General features: G+C 59.9%; 20 protein-coding genes. 13 read left to right on the top strand and 7 right to left on the bottom strand.

Translation table 11 applies throughout. The annotated features are described in order from the left end of the window. Positions 1-67: 67 nt before the first annotated feature. The 3 genes from LDZ23_RS28835 to LDZ23_RS28825 are packed head-to-tail and all read left to right on the top strand — an operon-like array spanning position 68 to position 3,485. Positions 68-1,486 (top strand): glycosyltransferase family 4 protein, encoded by a 1,419-nt coding sequence (locus LDZ23_RS28835; RefSeq protein ID WP_235366190.1) that lies wholly within the window; start codon positions 68-70, stop codon positions 1,484-1,486. Positions 1,487-1,546: 60 nt separating this feature from the next. Then, positions 1,547-2,173: a DapH/DapD/GlmU-related protein gene (locus LDZ23_RS28830; RefSeq protein ID WP_008346282.1), complete on the top strand. Its 627-nt coding sequence runs from the start codon at positions 1,547-1,549 to the stop codon at positions 2,171-2,173. Between the two features lie 55 nt (positions 2,174-2,228). Next, on the top strand, positions 2,229-3,485 hold the full coding sequence (locus LDZ23_RS28825) for a glycosyltransferase WbuB (RefSeq protein ID WP_008346280.1): 1,257 nt from the start codon (positions 2,229-2,231) through the stop codon (positions 3,483-3,485). Positions 3,486-3,496: 11 nt separating this feature from the next. Here LDZ23_RS28825 and LDZ23_RS28820 read toward each other — a convergent pair whose 3' ends face one another. The 4 genes from LDZ23_RS28820 to LDZ23_RS28805 all read right to left on the bottom strand — a co-directional run bounded on the left by LDZ23_RS28820 (position 3,497) and on the right by LDZ23_RS28805 (position 7,730). Continuing rightward, entirely contained in the window at positions 3,497-4,588 is a 1,092-nt protein-coding gene (locus LDZ23_RS28820) for a GlxA family transcriptional regulator (protein ID WP_235366191.1), read from the bottom strand. Between the two features lie 673 nt (positions 4,589-5,261). Continuing rightward, positions 5,262-5,702, bottom strand: a complete 441-nt coding sequence (locus LDZ23_RS28815; protein WP_033536022.1) for a cupin domain-containing protein — start codon at positions 5,700-5,702, stop codon at positions 5,262-5,264. A 554-nt stretch (positions 5,703-6,256) separates the two neighbouring features. Beyond that, a complete protein-coding gene (locus tag LDZ23_RS28810; protein WP_033536023.1) occupies positions 6,257-6,559 on the bottom strand; it encodes a protealysin inhibitor emfourin in 303 nt (100 codons plus the stop codon). Positions 6,560-6,656: 97 nt separating this feature from the next. Then, positions 6,657-7,730 (bottom strand): M4 family metallopeptidase, encoded by a 1,074-nt coding sequence (locus LDZ23_RS28805; RefSeq protein ID WP_033536051.1) that lies wholly within the window; start codon positions 7,728-7,730, stop codon positions 6,657-6,659. A 469-nt stretch (positions 7,731-8,199) separates the two neighbouring features. On the opposite strand from LDZ23_RS28805, the gene LDZ23_RS28800 reads away from it, so the two are divergent. From LDZ23_RS28800 to LDZ23_RS28770, 7 genes are all read left to right on the top strand, one after another. Further along, entirely contained in the window at positions 8,200-10,023 is a 1,824-nt protein-coding gene (locus LDZ23_RS28800; RefSeq protein ID WP_008346272.1) for an alpha/beta fold hydrolase, read from the top strand. A gap of 313 nt (positions 10,024-10,336) precedes the next feature. Continuing rightward, positions 10,337-10,594, top strand: a complete 258-nt coding sequence (locus LDZ23_RS28795) for a hypothetical protein (RefSeq protein WP_008346270.1) — start codon at positions 10,337-10,339, stop codon at positions 10,592-10,594. Between the two features lie 43 nt (positions 10,595-10,637). Next, complete coding sequence (locus tag LDZ23_RS28790; protein ID WP_008346268.1) at positions 10,638-10,895, top strand: hypothetical protein; 258 nt, start codon at positions 10,638-10,640, stop codon at positions 10,893-10,895. A 448-nt stretch (positions 10,896-11,343) separates the two neighbouring features. Then, positions 11,344-11,601, top strand: a complete 258-nt coding sequence (locus tag LDZ23_RS28785) for a hypothetical protein (RefSeq protein ID WP_008346266.1) — start codon at positions 11,344-11,346, stop codon at positions 11,599-11,601. A 447-nt stretch (positions 11,602-12,048) separates the two neighbouring features. Beyond that, the gene (locus tag LDZ23_RS28780; protein ID WP_008346270.1) at positions 12,049-12,306 is read left to right on the top strand and encodes a hypothetical protein; all 258 of its coding nucleotides are present in this window, start codon (positions 12,049-12,051) and stop codon (positions 12,304-12,306) included. A 43-nt stretch (positions 12,307-12,349) separates the two neighbouring features. Continuing rightward, positions 12,350-12,607, top strand: coding sequence for a hypothetical protein (locus LDZ23_RS28775; protein WP_008346263.1), 258 nt, complete (start codon positions 12,350-12,352; stop codon positions 12,605-12,607). 38 nt (positions 12,608-12,645) lie between these two features. Then, complete coding sequence (locus LDZ23_RS28770; protein ID WP_008346261.1) at positions 12,646-12,903, top strand: hypothetical protein; 258 nt, start codon at positions 12,646-12,648, stop codon at positions 12,901-12,903. A gap of 61 nt (positions 12,904-12,964) precedes the next feature. Here the strand turns inward: LDZ23_RS28770 and LDZ23_RS28765 are convergent, their stop codons facing one another. Together LDZ23_RS28765 and LDZ23_RS28760 are read right to left on the bottom strand one after the other, a co-directional pair. Further along, positions 12,965-13,957, bottom strand: a complete 993-nt coding sequence (locus LDZ23_RS28765; RefSeq protein WP_008346259.1) for a hypothetical protein — start codon at positions 13,955-13,957, stop codon at positions 12,965-12,967. 67 nt (positions 13,958-14,024) lie between these two features. Beyond that, on the bottom strand, positions 14,025-15,797 hold the full coding sequence (locus LDZ23_RS28760; protein WP_244808281.1) for a ShlB/FhaC/HecB family hemolysin secretion/activation protein: 1,773 nt from the start codon (positions 15,795-15,797) through the stop codon (positions 14,025-14,027). A gap of 1,041 nt (positions 15,798-16,838) precedes the next feature. Here LDZ23_RS28760 and LDZ23_RS28755 point away from each other — a divergent pair. Beyond that, a complete protein-coding gene (locus tag LDZ23_RS28755; RefSeq protein ID WP_008346254.1) occupies positions 16,839-17,540 on the top strand; it encodes an SDR family NAD(P)-dependent oxidoreductase in 702 nt (233 codons plus the stop codon). A 4-nt stretch (positions 17,541-17,544) separates the two neighbouring features. On the opposite strand, the gene LDZ23_RS28750 is transcribed toward LDZ23_RS28755, so the two are convergent. Then, positions 17,545-18,366: a helix-turn-helix transcriptional regulator gene (locus LDZ23_RS28750; RefSeq protein WP_008346252.1), complete on the bottom strand. Its 822-nt coding sequence runs from the start codon at positions 18,364-18,366 to the stop codon at positions 17,545-17,547. A 102-nt stretch (positions 18,367-18,468) separates the two neighbouring features. Here LDZ23_RS28750 and LDZ23_RS28745 point away from each other — a divergent pair, with 102 nt between their 5' ends. Continuing rightward, a complete protein-coding gene (locus LDZ23_RS28745) occupies positions 18,469-19,356 on the top strand; it encodes an SDR family oxidoreductase (RefSeq protein ID WP_008346249.1) in 888 nt (295 codons plus the stop codon). Between the two features lie 113 nt (positions 19,357-19,469). Further along, positions 19,470-20,168, top strand: coding sequence for a GNAT family N-acetyltransferase (locus tag LDZ23_RS28740; RefSeq protein ID WP_008346248.1), 699 nt, complete (start codon positions 19,470-19,472; stop codon positions 20,166-20,168). Positions 20,169-20,184 lie beyond the last annotated feature (16 nt).

Genomic DNA, 20,184 nt, shown 5'->3' with positions numbered 1-20,184 from the left:
GGCAGCCTATCGTTAGACCAGCCCACGATAGACGATCCGATATTGATCGTGTCGCTGTGAACGCAACATGTCCTTTCTTCTGCGGGGAACTCAAGATATGTTGTTCAAGAGAGCCGCTTCGAGCACTACCTATCAAAGTGATCTGGCAGTTCCCCGATTCGCCCATCGCCGCGTTGAAACTCGTGAACATGCGAGCGGCGCGGATGTCACCGGCATCGGCTTTCATGTCCGGCCGATCCGGATGGTGGTCTTTATCGAACTGGACAATTCAGTAGGCGGAGGATTTCAGCAAGCGACGAACGCTGCGCTTCTGGCCAAGCGCCTGCCGCCCGAACTCTGTAACGTGACCTTCATCACGACGCGCAGGTCCGCGATCGAAGAACTGCATCGGGTTGGAATCGATGCTCGCTATCTTCGCGTTCACCGCTGGCAAAAGCTGCTTGCGCGTTTCCATGTCATGTGGCGCCTGCTCAATCCGCCTCAACTATTCAGAAAGCACGTGTACTTCAATTGGCTCGACCGGTCTTTACGGGAAATGGGCGCGGACCTCGTCTACTTCACGGGTCCGTCCTATCTGGCTCTCGTGACTGCACGTTTCAGCTATCTCTTTACGGTCTGGGATCTGGCGCACCGCGATGAAGTGGACTTTCCTGAAGTTCGCTGTGGCGGCGAGTTCGAGCGCCGCGAGCAGATCTATCAACTTGCGCTGAAGAAAGCGACCGGTGTCGTAGTCGATTCAGAAGCGGGACGCGATAACGTGATCCGACGATATGCCGTCGATGAGGAAAGAGTTCATGTGATTCCCTTTTCTCCCGCGATTGGAACGCAGTTGTCCGAGCATGAGCTTGATCATCCGGATCGCTTTATCGACATCAAGGCAAAGTATGGCCTGGATTGCGACTACGTCTACTATCCCGCCCAGTTCTGGCCGCATAAGAACCATGTCTATCTATTGCGGGGATTGCGCAGCCTGGAGGATCGCTTCGGGATCAGGGTCGGCGCCATATTCTCTGGGCGCGACTTCGGCAACCTGGCTCATGTACGCTCAGTGGCCGATGAGCTCAGGCTGGCGGACCGAATCCGCTTTGCAGGCTTCGTGTCCGATATCGAAGTGACCTGCCTCTATCGTCAGGCGGTCGCATTGGTGATGCCCACGTATTTCGGTCCCACGAACCTGCCGCCCTACGAGGCGTTTCAGCTTCGCGTGCCCGTGCTGTATTCCGACCTGAAGAACCTGCGAGACCAGATTGACGACGCGGGGCTTCTCATCGATCTTGTGAACCCGGACAGCATGGCCGATGCACTTCGTGAGCTCATCATCGACCCCGACCTGAGAATGCGGCTGATCCAGCGAGGCAAGCAGCGCATCGAATCCTTGACGGACGACCGCAGGCTGTCGGTGCTTCGTCATGCACTGGAGACGTTTCGAGTGCGCCGTATGTGCTGGCAGCCCTCTCCGAAGATGTCCCGGATTGGCGACAGTTAAGTCGATCTGTCCGCACCGCCAATACCTGAAACGTGCAACGACTGCTGGGAGAGCTTCCAAATGGCGTCAGAACTCCTCACCGACAATGCGGTGTCGAACGCGGAAACCCTTGTCCACGACGTCAAGGACGAGCACGCTGCCAATCGCATCATCGATCTGAGCCGAGCAGGAAAGGGCAACTATGAGAAGGCGCGATCGACGCTCATCGAAGCACTATGGTTTGTTGTCGAAGCCTGCGTCATCAATAACAAGCTCAACCCGTTTTCGAATGTGCGAGTTGCGTTACTCCGTCTCTTCGGCGCGAAGATAGGCGTCGGTTGCCGCTTCCTGCAACAGCTTCGCGTGAAAGCACCGTGGAATCTGGAAGTGGGCGATCACTCATGGTTCGGCGCCGATGTGTGGATCTATAACCAGGCGCCCATCCGCGTCGGATCGCATGTGTGCATTTCACAAGGCACGTTCCTCACAGCCGGCTCGCACGCAATGAGCACGACGATGAATCTGAGCGTTGCACCGATCGTCATTGAAGACGGCGTGTGGATCACGGCGAATTGTGTCGTGCAAATGGGCGTGACCATCGGCCGTTCGGCGGTCGTTACACCGCTTTCCGTCGTACATCGTTCGCTCGAGCCCGAAGGCGTTTATGGCGGCAACCCATGCCGCTTCATTCGCAAGCGCTTCGATTGAAAGTCAGCGCGTTCGGCGCGCCGATTTTTCAGTTTCAACCACATTGGGTGGCTCGATGAAAGTGCTGATGATCTCGCTCAACTACGCCCCGGAAGTAACCGGGGTTGGAAAGTATTCTGCCGAGCTGGCGGAATGGCTCGCATTGCGCGGACATACGGTACGCGTAATCACCGCTTCTCCGTATTATCCGGAATGGCGCGTTCGCGCCGGCTATAACTCGCACACATACGTGACGGAACAGCTCAACAATGTTTCGGTGATACGCGTGCCCTTCTGGTGCCCGAAACGCCCTTCGGGCTTGAAGCGCATATTGCATCTGATGAGCTTCGCACTCTTCTCCATTCCCGCCGCGGCAGTGCAAATCGCGTGGCGTCCGCAAGCCGTATGGCTCGTCGAGCCGCCCTTGTTCGCGTCGCCCATGGCGCTGTTGGCAGCGCGCATCGCGAGTGCATCGTTCTGGCTTCACGTACAGGACTACGAGGTCGATGCCGCTTTCCGGCTTGGAATCCTGAAGGGCCGTGCGGCGAAGAAGCTCGCATCGTCCGCTGAAAAATGGCTGATGTCGCGCGCCGACGTGGTCTCCACACCTTCAGCCGCGATGACGCGACTGGCGGTGCAAAAAGGCGTCCTATGCGAGAACGCTTTTACATTTCCGAATTGGGTCGACATGCAGCATGCACAATCGGACAGCGCGGACAACTCGTATCGCGGGCAACTCGCTCTCGGTCGCGGCGTGCAGGTCGTACTTTATTCCGGCAATCTGGGGCTCAAGCAAGGTCTGGAAGTTATCGCGGATGCGGCAAAGCTTCTCGCGTGGCGCGAGGACATCATGTTCGTGATCTGCGGTGCCGGGCCCGCAAGATCGTTCCTGCTCGATAAGGCCCGCGACTTACCCAATGTCAAATTCCTCGATTTGCAGCCTAAAGAGCGCTTCCACGAACTGCTCGCGCTCGCGGACATGCATGTTCTGCCGCAACGCGCCGATGCCGCCGATCTCGTCATGCCATCGAAGCTCGGCGCCATGCTGTCGAGCAATCGGCCGGTTATCGCCACGGCGAATGAAGGCACCGAGCTATGGGACGTCGTGAATTCCGTCGGCCTCGCGGTCGAACCCGAGTCTCCAACTGCATTGACTAAAGCCATACTTCGTCTCGCCAATGACCGCTCGCTTCGTGAGCGTCTTGGTGCGCTCGGCCGACAATACGCGGCATCGAATCTCGCCAAGGAATCGATCCTTCTGCAATTCGAGGCGCGTCTGCGTAGTTCGGTCAAGGCCAAACGAGGTGTCGGCGATCAGGCGCCGACAACCTGAGCGCTTCGCTCTCAGCGCTTATTCCGGCTTCGTGCGCGAAATTCGGTTGGGGACATCGAGAATTCCTTGCGGAATAGCTTCGACAGTCTCTCTCCGTTGCTGAGGCCCGTTCGACGGGCGATCTTGTCGACCGGAAGATCGCTATTTTCGAGGAGCTTGCAAGTGAGATCGAGCCGCGCGCGAAGCAGATATTTCGAAGGCGTGACGCCGATCTCGCGCTTGAACAGACGCAGGAAGTTGCGCTCGCTCATCGAAGACATGCGCGCTGCATCGACGACGGATATCGCCTTTGCGCAGTTCAGCACGAGCCAACGCGCCGCCGCGCGCGCCTTCTCGGCCAGCGTCGTGTCATACATCTCTTCGAACGCCGCCTCGAGCGACAAGCCTCCGCCCGATTCGAGACGGTCCGCGACACGCATAGCCAGATCGGCGCCCAAGTCCTTCTTGACGAATGCAAGCGATGTCATCAATGCCTGATCGCGTTCATGCTCTGATAGGGTTTTGGTCGCCGAACTGGGCGGAATATCCTGCTTCATCGAAGGCCAGTCCCGCGGCGTAACGCCCGCGGCCGACAAGAGCATGTGCGCGTTTCCCATCGCGGTAATGGTGACGCTCTTCCCGCTCGCGCGTCTCAGGAGTTCCATAAGATTGTCGTCCGAGGACGCGCGTGCCACGCCGCTGCCTCCTGCGACGAAAAGGTTATCGAGACTATCGAATTTTCCTCCGGCGAGTTGGTCCGTCCACACGGACATGGAAGCAGAACACGAGACCGTACCCCCTCGAGCCGATACCAGATTCACGCGATATTTCAAAGAATGATTCGCTGCTTCGGATTGCAACTCGTTCGCCACATGCAGCGCTTCGGCGAGGGTGCCTGCGGCCAGCAAAGAGAAACCATCGTATAAAACAATGCCGATGTGCTTGATTACCGTCGAATCATGCATCGCATACGCGCAGTCGCCAGCGACGGACGTAGCTTCGAGGACGTCAGTTGAGGTTGACATCGCGGAGCCTCCAATTCGTTGCGTTAGTGTTATTCCTTCCGAACGAGCGTGTCGACTGTGGGCGTCGTTTAACTTTTGGGAGTCACCAGGCGTTCTCACAGACGCAGGTTACAGGTAAGAAAAAATTGCGTCGAGGCAACGATAAAAATAGACATCCATATGAAAAAACTTCTTAATCGCTCGCGGCGTTGAACGGATACGCACGTTCGTATGGACAGACGGCATAGTCGTGGACGGTACATTTGCAAACGCCGGCGTGATCGCACTCGCAATCGTTTGCTTTCGTAGCGTTTCGCGAAGTTAGGTGAAGAAGCGTATTCGCGCAGTGCCGAGCAATACAAAAACGGGCGCGAATTCGCGCCCGCCTCTCGCTGGAAGTATCTTTACGTATGCAGCAGAATCAAAAGCTATCTCGCGTTGCGTTCAAATCATATGTTATGACGAGCGTGCGTCGATTGATTCGCCAAAGGCGAATGCGACGTTTCGCGAAAAGTTCTCCATGAGCAAAGAGCCAATTCGCATCACGCGCGGTCATGCATGCCGGCATTGGCGCGTTTGATTCTTTTCTGCGAATCGGCGGCAGATGGCATCGGCAATGAACTAAAGCGCTGGCGTATTACGGACTACTCCGGCGTGCCACGCGCCTCGCAGGAACTCGGGAACCGTGCGCTCTCCTGCCTGATCCGTTCGCAATGCCTTGACCAATGGACGAGGTTATCCATCGCGTGACTCATCACTTCGATAGTTCCGTGATGTTCTTCGAAGGAGATTGTCAGAGCGACGTGCGAGGCAGATAGCCGCTCGGCTTGCCCTGCAATCTGCGGCTCACCTTGAGCGCGAACAACACAGGCTTCGTGATGTGCGGACGAAGGATGGCATGCTTGCGCACATACTTAGGAACGTACCACTGAGATCGCGTGCCCGCGTAAAACAATGCGGCGTGTCCCGCGCGCAGCGTGCGCGGTTCCTGACCTTCGGCGGTAATGATGACTTCGCCTTCGATCACATAGATGGTCTCGTCTTGCTCGAAGTACCAGTTGAAGCGGCCAGCGGTGCAATCCCAGACCCACGAGGAGGTCGTCGTGTCGAGACTTTGCGACCATCTGCCACTGCGGGCGACAGGATTGCCTTCGAGTATCCATGCGGGGTCGATCGGATCTGGTTCGAGCAACACATCGTCTAGACGTACGGACTCGAAAACGGGAGTTGGCATGAAGTCTCCTTATGGTGCGGCTTGATCGGTCATCGAAAGAGCGGGAGAGAGTCTGCGCTCGCTCATTCAGCAATCTGGCTCCGTCAAGGTTTCGGCGCCTTGCGCATTTACAGACAAAGAGGCAAGGAAAACGTTCATCATCAACATTACAGTCTGTAATGTTTGGCAATCTTATACAGCACGCCGGAATTGCGCAAACGAGAAACCGGTGTTTTGTATGAGCCAACGCACATACATAATTCTTGAATCCTAGCCTCGGTCTAAGGCTGGTTTGATAGCTCGCGCGGGTGAGGTGATCGAACGCGAGAACGGCAGTCGCCGAAGTTATCGAGCGATTGCCGTTCTGCCTTTGATTGACGTGTAGATGCTTCTGATCGCCGCCGATCGATCGACGGAGGGCATCTCGATGATGATCGAAGCAGAACTTTGGCGGGCTTCATAGACACTCCGTTTGAATGTATGGAATCAGCAAACTGCAAGCACATCTTAAGAATGCAGAGTTAGCTGGGAATTATCCAATTCAGCCGAAGTGTCGACGCATGCACAGCCGGAAGTTAGCGATGTCCATGCCGCTTGATGAACTCCATCAAGGCGGCAAAGGCAGGGGGTATGGAAGGATCGGCGGCCTGAAGATGAAGCGTATCGTCGCCATCGACATGGATCCGATAGGTGCGGCCGTCCGGAACAGGTTTCGTTGCGCGTGGCCTCGATGCGCTCGCCTCGGCGCGCGCCGCCACGACGAGATGCGCGAATGCAACGCCATCGTCGGGCGAAAGATCCTTCTCGTCGAGAACGATCGGCCGTGCAAGTCCGGGAAAGGCAGCTAACCCGCCATCGGTCGTCAGCTCCGCGTGCATTGAAGGCTCCCACGACGATTGATGTGAAGCGCAGCCCGTGCACACCAGCGCCGCGCCCGACAACAGGAGCGCGGCGAAGATGCGAGCGCGCGCACGATCACAATACACCGACTTCGTGCCATCCCTTCTTGACCGCCGATGCCTCCGCGCTGCTCGCGCCATATAGCCTGCTCGCCGTAGTTAGCGTCAGCTTCGCGAATGTCTTGAAGGTCGCGGTCGGCTTGAGGTGCGAGTCGGTCAGCGTCTCATACCAGATTCGCCCCGCCTTCTCCCAAGCATATCCGCCGATTTCAAGAGCGGTCATGCAGAACGCCTTGTTTGGAATGCCTGAGTTGATATGCACGCCGCCGTTGTCCTGCGTCGTGCGAACGTACTCGCTCATGTCGGCGGGCTGCGGATCCTTTCCGAGCCTCGGATCGTCGTAGGCCGTGCCGGGATTCTTCATCGAGCGAAGCGCGACGCCATTGACGCCCTTCGCGAGCAATCCCTCGCCGATAAGCCAGTCCGCCTTGTCCGCCGTCTGCTTGTGCGCGTATTGCTTGATGAGCGAGCCGAACACATCCGATATCGACTCGTTCAGCGCGCCCGCCTGCGTCATGTAATTCAGGCCGGCGGTATGTTCGGTCACGCCATGCGTCAATTCGTGACCGATGACATCCAGTGCAATGGTGAAGCGGTTGAAGAGCTCGCCGTCGCCATCGCCGAAAACCATCTGCTGCGAGTTCCAGAACGCGTTGTCATAGTCCTTGCCGAAATGGACGGTGCCGATGAGCGGCATGCCCGCATCGTCGATCGAATTGCGATGAAACACCTCCAGATAGAATTCGAAGGTCGCACCGAGACCGTCATAGGCTTCGTTGGCGGCATCGTCTTTTACGGGCTTCGCGCCTTCGGTACGAATGACCGTGCCGGGCAACGTTTCAGTTTCGTCGGCCGTGTAGATCGTGCGATGCGCGGAAGGCGCGGCGGCAGTGGGCATCGGCGCTGCGCGCCGGACTGCGAGCGTGGCCTCCACGGCACGGAAGGACCGCATCGTGTGATCCTTCGACAGCGTGTCGATGGCGATCTCGCGCTGCTTCGCGTCGCCATGCTTCGCGATGTGCTCCAGCATGTGCGGCGGCAGAATGCAATAGATGGAGTGAGGGCGTCCGGGTTTCAGGCGAGTGCACATGATCGTCTCCTTGGCGAATCGAATCGATGGATTGAGCGCGGCCACGACGAAAATCTAGACGATGCCTCCGAATAGTCAATAGATGCCCTTCTACCATTGCCAAGCGTTATGTCGATCCTCGCGAACCGCTTCATTCCGGCCTTCCATTCATGTAGATCTACTTAACTTCTTTCCGTGCCAAGAGACGCGAATGTGCGATAGCGAACATTGCATCGACGTCTAGATGTCCGGTCTCGTGCATGCATGGCGGTATACCCCATGCATGCGGCAAAACATCACTTTGTTGTCCAGCGCACCGAAGGCCAGAAACGAAAGGAGGTTAAATCTTGCAAAACGTGCAATGAGAACCTCAACAAATGCGCGACCTAAATAAAACATCGAGCGGCCCAGGGATTCAGTGCGTTGCCAATATCGCTTCTTACCGAAGCGAGCGCCTATGCGTCGGTAATTTTGGAAGTGGGGCCGACGCATGACGCCGATCGTCTTCGGAGGCCGCTTCGGGTGGCTTCACGTCGGCCATGGAAGCCACGGCGTCGTGCTATGCAACCCATTCGGGCATGAGGAAGCGTGGGGCCACAAGGCCATGCGCTATCTGGCCGAAGAGCTTTCCCGACGCGGTATTCCGGTCTTGCGCTTCGACTATCTGGCGACCGGCGATTCAGTCGGCATCGATCATGAGAGCGATCGGGTCGATCACTTCATCGTGGATATCGGCGCGGCTATCGAACGTTTGCGACAGGAAACGGGCGTAACGAAAGTCACGCTGTGCGGCTTGCGTCTGGGCGGCACACTGGCTGCGCTGGCATCGCATCATCCGCTGGTGGATTCGCTCGCGCTCCTCGCGCCCGTGGTCAACGGACGCCACTATCTGCGCGAACTCACCGCGCTGCGACAGACGTGGGTCGAAAATCTTCCCGTCGTCGTGAGAGCGGTGCAGGTCGATTCGCCATATCACGTGCTCGGTCAGGTTTATAGCGAAGCGTTTCGCAGCCGCCTGAGCGGGCTCGATCTCGGCAAGGCGATGAGTCATCAGTCCGCTCTGCCCAAGCGCGTGTTCGTGGCCGACTTGCGGCCGGGCGCGAGCCGGTCGCTATGCAACGTATTGCTCGATCGAGGCGTCGACGTGCAGACGGAAGCCTTCGACGACTACTTCGAATTCATGCAGGAGACTGCATCGTCGGTCTTGCCCGAGAAGACGCTCAAGCGCGCCGCGCAATGGATCGAGGAGGGCGTGGCCGAAGGCATGGCCCGCGATCTCAAGCCGGCCCGCGCGAGAAAGGCAGCGCGCCCGAGCATGAGCGACGATGCGATCATCGAAACGCCGGAAGCGATCGAGCGCCCGGTGATCTTCGGCGCTGCAGGACTCTTCGGCATCTTGTGCGAGCCGCGCGACGGACTGCCGGGCGGCCCTGTGATCGTCATCACGAATACGGCGGGCAGCGTGCATCAAGGCGACAGCCGGCTGTCCGTCCGCATGGCGAGGGAGATGGCACAACGCGGCATCGCATCGTTGCGCTTCGATGCGCGTGGCATCGGCGACAGTCCCGCACGTTCGCCGGATGGCACGCACGACACGGTTGCGTCGATTCATGCGCAAACCACGATCGAGGATGTCGCGACCGCAGCTGCATGGCTCAAACGCAAGGGCTACGATAACGTCGTTGTGTTCGGCATCTGCTCGGGTGCGTATAGCGCGTTGCGCGCGTCGCTGATCGAGCCGGCTATCGGCGCTGTCATCGCCGTGAATCTGCAGCGCTTCCATGTACCTGAGCATCTGACGCTGCAAGAGCTCAGAGCGCAGCGGCGCAACACGATGGCGCGTCTCGGACCCGCGATCCTGAAGCCGCAAAAATGGTGGCTCGTGCTGAGCGGCAAGCGCGGACTCAAGCCGATCCTGAAAGCTTTCGCATCGAATGCGGCGGCGCGGCTGCAATCGCAGATGCCCGGCGTGACGCGCAAGAAGGTCGTTCAGGCGGATCACGGTTCGCTCACGGATCCGCACAGCATCGTCCATGCGCTCGAACGCAAAGGCGTGCGCACGCTGCTCGTGTACGGCGCAGGCGACGAAGGTCTCGATCAACTGAACGCGCATTTCGGCAGGCACGGCAAGAAGCTGTCTCGAACGACGCGCGTCCGGGCCGCCGTGTGCGGCGACGTCGATCACGCGCTCTACGACACGCGCGCGCTCGCCACCGTGATCGCGATGTCCGACACCTTCATCAAGGATCTGAAGCCGGAAAGCGCGCCGGTCATGGAACCCATTGCGCCGCTCGGTGTTTCTCCGCAGCTCTAAGCTGATCTTCATCTCATCGACTCTGATACGGGACGTGGCTCGTCCGCGCACGCGCGTCCCGTATCGTTGACCACGCTGTTCGTCGGAATCCGACAAGTCCCCGCCCTCTGTTTCTCTGCGGCCCACACTTCGGCCTCGCCTATTGCGGATGGTTTCGGCGCGCGAATCGCGCTTCCACCCCGCAATCCCTTTCCTATCAGGCCGGCGAGTTAACCGAACAGATCCTCTAGTAGCCGCTGGCACAGCCCTCGCATATGTAGCTGCGAGCGCAACGATTGGTGCTCATCCAACCAACCAAGTCAGGAGCTACATCATGTTGAAGATCGACAACCTCGCTGTCAGCAAAGAACTCGGCCGTGCTGAAATGGGCGCCATCGTCGGCGGTTCCAGCATCTTCCAGAACAACGGCATCAACGCCAACGTCAACGGCGGCTTCTCCTTCGCCAGCCCGCAAACGAACGTCGCGCCCGTCACGCAAGTCGATGCCTCGCAACACACCGACGTCGACGTGAAGAACATCACCAAGTCGCTCGCTTCGGTCGGCAGCCTGCTTGGCGGCGTCGCACTCTGATTCCCCATCTCATCGCAATCATCCACGCATCCGGAGAACCATCATGTTGAAGATCGAATCCCTCGCAGTCAGCAAAGAACTCGACCGTGAAGAAATGGGCGCCATCGTCGGCGGCTCCAGCATCTTCCAGAACAACGGCGTCAACGCCAATGTCAACGGCGGCTTCTCGTTCGCCAGCCCGCAGACCAACGTCGCGCCCGTCACGCAAGTCGATGCGTCGCAACATATCGACGTCGACGTGAAGAACATCACGAAGTCGCTCACCACGGTCGGCAGCGAAATTCTCGGCGCGAAGCTGTAAGCATCATCCCTCGAAGGGAGAAGGAACCGACGACGTTTCCTTCTCCCTCTCGTCATTGTTCCGAAGGCCGCACGCGCGCACTGCGCGGATTGACCAGGCCGCTCCTCTTTTGGCTTTTTTCCGCCAAGGCAATCGCCTGCAAGTGGCTTTGTCACCAGCGTTGTACGGCGCGTGCATGTGATATGGGCTGTTTCACTGAGCCCGTCGCATTCGTGTACGCGGACCGTCGGTCGTGCGCCGACATGTTCGGCGATCTGTCATCGCGCAGCCGACGAATCGATGCGCCGCTCGTTCGTGAATGATGCTGTAGATGCCCGGTGAGCCTTGCTATTCAATGGATCGGCCTAACCGGACAACATCCGGACGCTTCTGGCACAGCTCTCGCATATGGAGATGCGAGCGCAACGATTGGTGCTCGTCCAACCCAACCCGTCCCAGGAGACACATCATGCTGAAGATCGAAAACCTCGCCGTTAGCAAAGAACTCGGTCGTGCTGAAATGGGCGCCATCGTCGGCGGCGCGAGCATCTTCCAGAACAACGGCATCAACGCCAACTACAACGGCGGCTTCTCGTTCGCCAGCCCGCAGACCAACGTCGCGCCCGTCACGCAAGTCGATGCTTCGACGCACACCAACGTCGACCTGACGAACGTGACGAAGACGCTTGATTCCGTCGGCAGCCTGATCGTGGGCGGAAAGCTGTAAGGCATCGTCTACAAGGGGAGAAGGGACAACGCTGCTTCCTTCTCCTTGCTTCTCTTCGCTGTACTCCCTTCCTGCCGGTTCTTCCTTCCCCGAGTTTCGACCCAACGCTCGATGCGAGCGCCGTTCGTCTTTTTCATCGATACTTCGTATTCCGTAGTTTCGTCTCTCTTCTTGCGGCGTGAAACGCGTCGCGTGTCTGATTACCATGCGTGTTCGCCGGCTCCAGACATGTTTCGAATATCTGTTTTTGGACGGCCGACAGGCGGCGACCATTAGCGACCTGGACTGCGCGTAGAGATCTGCTTTGAGCACCTCGATTTTGTATGTCGATCAATGACTTGCATTAACCGAACAGATCCTCTAGTAGCCGCTGGCACAGCCCTCGCATATGTAGCTGCGAGCGCAACGATTGGTGCTCATCCAACCAACCAAGTCAGGAGCTACATCATGTTGAAGATCGACAACCTCGCTGTCAGCAAAGAACTCGGCCGTGCTGAAATGGGCGCCATCGTCGGCGGTTCCAGCATCTTCCAGAACAACGGCATCAACGCCAACGTCAACGGCGGCTTCTCCTTCGCCAGCCCGCAAACGAACGTCGCGCCCGTCACGCAAGTCGATGCCTCGCAACACACCGACGTCGACGTGAAGAACATCACCAAGTCGCTCGCTTCGGTCGGCAGCCTGCTTGGCGGCGTCGCACTCTGATTCCCCATCTCATCGCAATCATCCACGCATCCGGAGAACCATCATGTTGAAGATCGAATCCCTCGCAGTCAGCAAAGAACTCGACCGTGAAGAAATGGGCGCTATCGTCGGCGGCTCCAGCATCTTCCAGAACAACGGCGTCAACGCCAATGTCAACGGCGGCTTCTCGTTCGCCAGCCCGCAGACCAACGTCGCGCCCGTCACGCAAGTCGATGCCTCGACGCACACGAACGTCGATCTGACCAACGTCACGAAGTCGATCGATGCGGTTGGCAGCGTGCTCGGCGGCGTGAAGCTGTAAGCCCTCACACAGCCATTCACGTCATCAGGAGAGACATCATGTTGAGAATCGAAAACCTCGCCGTCAGCAAGGAACTTGGTCGCGCTGAAATGGGCGCCATCGTCGGCGGCGCGAGCATCTTCCAGAACAACGGCATCAACGCCAACTCGATCACGGGCTTCGCGTTCGCGAGCCCGCAGATCAACGTGGCGCCGGTGACGCAGGTCGATGCATCGCAGTACACCAAGGTCGATCTGACCAACGTGACGAAGTCGCTCGACGCCATCGGCAGCCTGCTGCACGGCGTGAAAGCGTGAAGAACTGAAGCAGCACCGTCGACGGGAGAAGGAACAATTGTGCTTCCTTCTCCTTTCTTCACTACTTTGCGAGCGCAACTGCCTCGCGCTGCGCGATGAAATCCGCGGCAATGCTGTTATACGCAGCCGGAACGACATCGTGGATGTCACCGGCCTTCACCAGTTCACCGTGGTACAGAGCCCCGTCGTACTCGATATGAATCATGCTGTTCGGCGCGGGCTGCAGATAGCGATAGCCGCCCAACGATTGGATGGCCCCTCCGGTCCTGGCCTGGATCTCCTCCAGAGACGCAAACGGATCCTTCCCCTTTGTCAGGTTCGCCCACAAGTGCGTGGTCACGACCGTGTACGGCAACTGATAGATGATGGATCCCTTCGGCATCGGCGATTTGTCGGCGGCAAGCAGAAACGGCAGTCCGTTGATGGCCGGACCCTCGTCCTTGCGAATGGCATCCGAGATCGGCAGACCCGATACGTCGTCCAATTTGATCGTGATTCGCTCCAAGGCCGTCGACATGCCTCGCATGCCGAGCTCATAACCTTGCGATAGCTTCTGGAAGATCTTCGAGTTCGAACCGAAATGGATGTAGGGGCTCGATCGCGACGTGAACGCACCTTCCGCCGTGATATACAGCTGCGTCTCATAGTCTTGCGTATATGCGCCCGCTATCGTTGTGGTCTCTGCGATGAAGTTGTCGTCGCTATCACTGTCGACGTAGAACCGGGTTCTGCCCGAAGCGACGGGCGTGTAGCCTCCGCTGCCGGGATAGTTCGCATCGAACTGATAGAAGCCGCTGCCGCTGTCCTTCAAGAAGATGCTGTTAAAGAAGCTCGCGGCCGTACTGGATGATGTGGGCGCGTCCGATGAAGTCGATGCCGTATCCGCCGAATTCGACGATGTCCCTCCCGTCGCCCCGTTGCCGTTGTTCTCGACAGCCGAGAGTCCGCTGCCGCTTCCGCCTCCACATGCGGCGAGCGCGAGCAGCAGTCCGGCAGTGAGCGCCTTCGCTGTCGAATGAATCGACGCGAGCGTCAGACTCTTCTCGTTGGCCATGTTTTCTCCTTTGTTATTTGGGCCGCAGTGTCTTGACCATGCAATGCAGCCCGAGGTCGATCGCGCGTCAGAATTGCGCGGTCATCTGAAATCCGACCGTCACGCGCGATGTCTCGAGTGAAGACGGCTTGTAAATCGGCGTGCCCGCGAAGAAGTCATAGCTGAACCCAGCGTACTTCGACGGAATGCCGCCGCGAACGCCGATCACCGCGCCGACGAGCTGCGTGCCCGCGAGAAACTCGGTATTCGGGCCGAACACGCGACCGTAATCCACGCCGACGTAGAGCGACTGGCGCGTCTGTCCGATCGGCATCTGCAATTCGTTGCGCCAGTAGAAGCCTTTTTCTGCGGCCAACATTTGTTCGCCGTCGAAGCCGCGCACGGTGTAGCGGCTGCCGATCGTCAGGTCGTCGATGTAGTAAAGCTGATCGTTGGTGTATTGCCCGTGTACGGTCGTCACGTAGCGGAAGCTTTGCTTCGCAACGGCAAACGGCATCGACAGGTTCATATCGAGCACGGCCATCTTGAAGCGGTAGGTCGGTGCGCGCGTGGATATGGAGTAAGGATCCGGTTCCGGATCGGGTCTCGCGCCCAGACCACCGATGCCTTGGCGATACGCCAATGTCGCGTCGAACTGTGCACCGCCGAAGTAATGTCGATCGGTCAGTCCCAGTTCGAGGAAAGTATTGTTGCGTCGCTGTAGCCCGATCTCCGTGTCTTCGATGAAGCTCGCACCGAAGCGCTTCGAGAGTTGCATATAGCTGCTGAGCACGTCGCTCTGGCTGCGGCGCAGCACGCGCTGCAGTTTGAGCCCCGCGCTCTGCGAATTGCCGCTCGACACGAACGATTGATTCACACCGGCGATCTGCTGATAGTAAGTGTTCGTGTTGCCATACAGCGTCGCGGTCCAATAGCCCCATGGGATCGAGTAGGAACCGTTGAAGCCGTGCGAGCCCAAAGTCTTGTCGTCGAAGTACAGGTCCTGATTCGCGCCTACGCTCAGGATGTCGTTCAGTCCAAGAAGATTGTCGATGCCCAGGCTGACGTTGCCTTGCCACTTGCCGGTTGCACGGCTGCCGGAGTTGTCGACAGAGGCGACGAACGTCCAAGGCTTGGCGCGCTTGACGGTGATGACGACATCGCTCTCACCGGGCGAGCTGGTCGGATCGACCTTCATGTCGACGTCCTGGCTCGCGACGCGCTTCATCTGCTCGAGGCCTTGCTCGAGATCGCGCAGGTTCAGCACGTCGCCGGGACGCGCCGGAAAAGCGGTCTTCCATGTGCCCGACGTGTTGGGATCGGCAAAGCGCAATTCGCGGATCACGCCGGGGATCAGAGCGAACTTGAGCGTGCCGGTCGACAGGTCCTGTTCGGGCAGCAGCACACGCGTCGTGATCAGTCCGCGGCTCAGGATTGCCTGCTGAAGCGCCTTGGTCAGTACGTTCACGCCGTCCTTGCCGATGCATTGACCTTTGTAGTGGTCGAGCCACTCGCGGGCGAACGCGAACGGATCGAGCGGCAGCGATGATGCGCCCTGCTTCCGAATCGGCTCGGGCAGCGTTTGCGGCACATCGAGCTCGAAGGCGTCGATGCGAAAGCACGGCGTCTCTGAAGGAAGCAACGGATATCGCTTTTCGTCAGGGATTTCCGAGCGCACGGCCGGCGCTCGAATCGCCGATTCGCGTTGCTGTGCCTCGCGTTGTTGCTGGATTTGCTGATCCTGTATCGCATTCGCGCGCGCGGCGGCGGCTTCGTCTGTGAATGGAATTTGCTGCGCATTTGCTGCGAGCGACATCAGGGCTGTGAACGACAGAGCCGCAAGCCTTTTTCGGCAAATCATCAACTAACTTCTAGGTCTGAATGGAACAAAAAAACCGTCGCGGGCGGCGACAACATCCATACGCCAAACCCGAGCGACTTACCCGACCAAGGCCGAGCAGAACGCCGCTGCTGATGCGTGTGTCGGACGTGGAGAGAGCGTCGTCATCACCATGAACGACGCTCATGAGCGCCTGAACCCGGCCCGGTGAATGAGCCGTGCTCTGATTAACTACGATCCGTCCTTTTACTTTTTCTTCGCCTTCTCGGACGACCGACGGAAACTTCTTACTATCGCCGTCTCCGTCGTGGCCGTAAATAATCCTTTCCTGATCTTTCCATTCAATCAGAAAAAGATTGTGACTATCGTTGGACCATTTCAATACGGGTCAGACGTTGAGAGTCATTCCGTCGTGCTGTCGGCTGCGGTTCGGCCTCGCGCGTCACGCCGACGGCGACTATGCGTAGGTCAATCAGCGGGCCGAGATTCTGGCCGGCGAAGGCGGCTTTAACGTCAATGTGAAGGGCAACATCGATCTGAAAGGCGCGGTGATTGCAAGTGCCGCGGACGCACCGCAGAACAGCTTGAGTACACTGGCACGCTGACGTACAGCGACATCGAGGGCCGTGATCACGGATCTACGTGATCACGATCAAGCGCATACAACACGCGTTCTGCGCGCCGAAGCTCGCGCTGCCTCCGCTTGACGAATCGTGAACCCGCCGCCCGCGCTGCTCCGATGCGCGCTGCTCGTGGTCACATCCTGCACGCTGACGATGTTCAGATCACCAACGTCCGACACGCGCCGCGTTGCCGAGTCAGAATCCCTTTTTTGCTGATGCGCCAATGACCTGCATCGGTCTTGCGCTGCCCGCATTGACGCTCGTATTCCGCTGCGCCGCGAGCGTGCCACCGTTCGTCAGCGCGCCGGATGTAGGGACGATCACGTCGCGCTGAGAAACCCATCGACTTTCATCAAAAACAGCCCCGCAGCAGCCGGTCCGCGCGCCGATTTCCCACCCCAGTTATCATCGGTTCCACCTCTCGTCCGAGCGTGAAACCATGAGCACACTTCCCTACCGCAGCGCCCTCATCGTCGGTGCCGGGCCAGGCATCAGCGGCTCTCTTACGCGGCGTCTGCGCGCCGAAAACATTCCGGTTGTCATCGCGGCGCGCAATGTCGAAAAGCTCGCGGCGCTCGTCGATGAAACCGGCGCCATCGCGCTACCCGTCGATGCATCCGATGCCGGTCAGATCGAAACGCTCTTCGCCCAGACCGAAGCCCGCATCGGCGCGCCGGAAATCGTCATCTACAACGCGAGCGGGCGCGTGCGCGGACCCATCGCGGAACTCGATGCCGAAGAAGTCGCGCAGGCTGTCGCCGTCTCGGCGCTCGGCGCGTTTCACGCCGTCCAGCAGGCCGCGCGCCGCATGATTCCCGCCGGCAAAGGCGCGATCCTGCTGACGGGCGCGACGGCGGGCGTCAAGGGTTTCGCGCTGTCCGCGCCCTTCGCGATGGGCAAGTTCGCGTTGCGCGGCCTCGCACAAAGCGCCGCGCGCGAACTGGCGCCGAAGGGCATTCACGTCGCGCATTTCGTGATCGACGGCGGCGTGCGCGCCGAACATCGCGCCGATCCGCCCGACGCGCCGGACAGCACGCTCGATCCCGACGCCATCGCGCAAACCTATCTCGATGTGCTGCGCCAGCATCGCAGCGCGTGGACGTGGGAAATCGAGCTGCGGCCGTGGGTGGAGAAGTTCTGAAGCGTCACGCGCTCGCGGCGAGCTGGCCGATCCGCTCGGCCATCGCGCGGTCGACGGGCGTGTAGACGATCATGCCGAGATCCGGCCGGCCATCGACGGAAAACGCCGAATATTCCAGCTCGACCGATCCGAGCGCCGGATGCATCAGACGCTTGATGCCGCCGCCTTCTTCGTGGCTGTGGACGTCGTTGTCGCGCCAGAGCGCGTCGAATTCGGGACTCGCGTGCCGAAGCTCTTCGACGAGCTCGCCGACTTCCGACACCAGCCCCGCGCGCGCCACATCCGCCCGGAACGCGCCGACGACGAAGCGCGCGACGCTGTCCCAGTCGTGCTGCCGCGCGCGGACATCGGGATTGCGGAACAGGAATCGCAGGATATTGCGCCCTCCGGGCGGCAGCGTGCCGTAATCGGTCAGCACGACGGCCGCGGCGCGATTCCACGCGACGACATCCCACGTCGGCGTCTTGACGATAGCCGGGCTCGTCTGCAGCGAATCGAGCAGACGCTGAAGCCGCGGACTGACGCCATCGGCGGACCGGTAACGGACTTCCGGCGGCCGTCCCAGCCCGAGCATGAAGAGATGCTCGCGCTCGGCATCGGTGAGCAACAGCGCGCCGCAGATGCGCTCCAGCACATCGGCCGACGGCGCGCCGCCGCGTCCCTGCTCCAGCCACGTGTACCAGGTCGGACTGATGTTCGCGCGCTGGGCGACCTCTTCGCGGCGCAGGCCGGGCGTGCGGCGGCGTCCGGCGAAACCGAAGCTCGCCGGATCGAGACGCGTGCGCCGGCTGCGCAGAAAATCGCCGAGCGATCTGGCCGTATCCACGGATATGAAACCCTGTTAGTCGGTTTAATAGGATGACGTCACTACTTTAACGGGATAAAAAAACGTTGGATAGTGAGCGCCATTCGACCAGGGAGCTTCACCATGCGAATTTTTCTGACGGGCGCGACCGGCTTCATCGGCTCGGCCTTGGTGCACGAATTGATCAACGCGGGTCATCGGGTGATCGGCATGACGCGCTCGGATGCGGGCGCGCGGGCGCTCGAAGATGCCGGCGCCGAAGTGCATCGCGGCACGCTGGAAGATCCGGAAAGCCTCGCGCGCGGCGCGGCGCTGGCGGATGCGGTCATCCACACGGCCTTCGATCACGACTTCTCGCGCTTCGTCGAGAACTGCGAAAAGGACAAGCGCGCGATCGCCGCGCTCGGATCGGCGCTCGCGGGCACGAATCGTCCGCTCGTCATCACGTCGGGCACCGGCATGGGCAGCGGCGAGCACGGCGAACCGGCGCGCGAGGACGTCTTCAACACGCGCCATCCGAATCCGCGCATCGCGTCCGAGCTGGCGGGGAACACGCTGCTCGATTCCGGCATCAACGTGTCGGTGGTGAGACTGCCGCAGGTTCACGATCCGTTGAAGCAGGGTCTCATCACGCCGCTCATCGGCATTGCGCGCGACAAGGGCGTCGTCGCTTATGTGGGCGATGGCGGCAATCGCTGGCCGGCGGGCCATGTCTCCGATGCCGCGCGGCTCTACCGGCTCGCCGTCGAGAAGGCGGAAAGCGGCGCGCGTTATCACGCGGTCGGCGAGGAAGGCATCGCGAGCCGCGCGATTGCCGAAGCGCTCGGACGCGGGCTGAAGCTGCCGGTCACGTCGATTTCTCCGGACGATGCAGCCGCGCATTTCGGCTGGATGGCGATGTTCGTCGGCCTGGACATGCCCGCGTCGAGCGCGCTGACGCAGGCGCGCCTCGGATGGAAACCGACAGGCCCGACGCTCATCGCCGATTTGGACGAAGCCCGCTACCCCTGACGCGTTTCGTTTGGCGCAAATGCCCCCGAAACTGTCATTTCCGACAATAGCCGGAACGCTCCGACTCGCCTAAAGTGATCGGCATTCGATCACCTTTCGCAACCGGAGCCGATATGATCCGCCCGACCCACGCCGCACTCGACCGCCCGATCTGGACCGCGCTGACCACGAAGCAGGCGCATCTCGGCCTCGGCGACACACTCGCGCGGCGTTTCCATCCGGATGTCGCGCCGTTCGGGGCCATCGCCTCCGATACACCCGATGCCTGGCGCGCGCTGCACGCGCTGCTGCAACCCGGCGAACACGTCGCGATGCTGTCGGCGGATGCGCTCGCGGACATCGGCGCATTGCACGCGGAGCGCGTCGGCGCCATCCATCAGATGATCGCGACGTCGCGTTTCACGCAAAGCATCGACGACCGCGACGTGATCGCGCTCGGCGCTGCCGATATCGACGCCATGCTCGCGCTCGTGCAACGCACGAAACCCGGTCCGTTCGGCAGGCGCACGCGCGAAATGGGCCGCTACATCGGGATTCGCGAGCAAGGCGAACTCATCGCGATGGCGGGCGAGCGCATGGCCATCGACGGTCATGTGGAGATCAGCGCGGTGTGCGTCGATGAACGTTGCCGCGGACGCGGCCTGGCCGGACGGCTCATGAACATCCTGCGCAAGGAAATCGGCGAGCGCGGCGACACGCCGTTTCTGCATGTCTTCAGTCACAACGAAAGCGCCATCGCGCTGTATGAACGGCTCGGCTTCGAGCTGCGTCACGCGTTCACGTTGATGCGAATCAGCCGCCCGATGAAATAAGCATTCACTTGCGGCG

This window comes from Caballeronia zhejiangensis (assembly GCF_022879815.1).
Lineage (GTDB): Bacteria > Pseudomonadota > Gammaproteobacteria > Burkholderiales > Burkholderiaceae > Caballeronia > Caballeronia zhejiangensis.
This window is presented reverse-complemented; position numbering and strand designations above follow the sequence as displayed.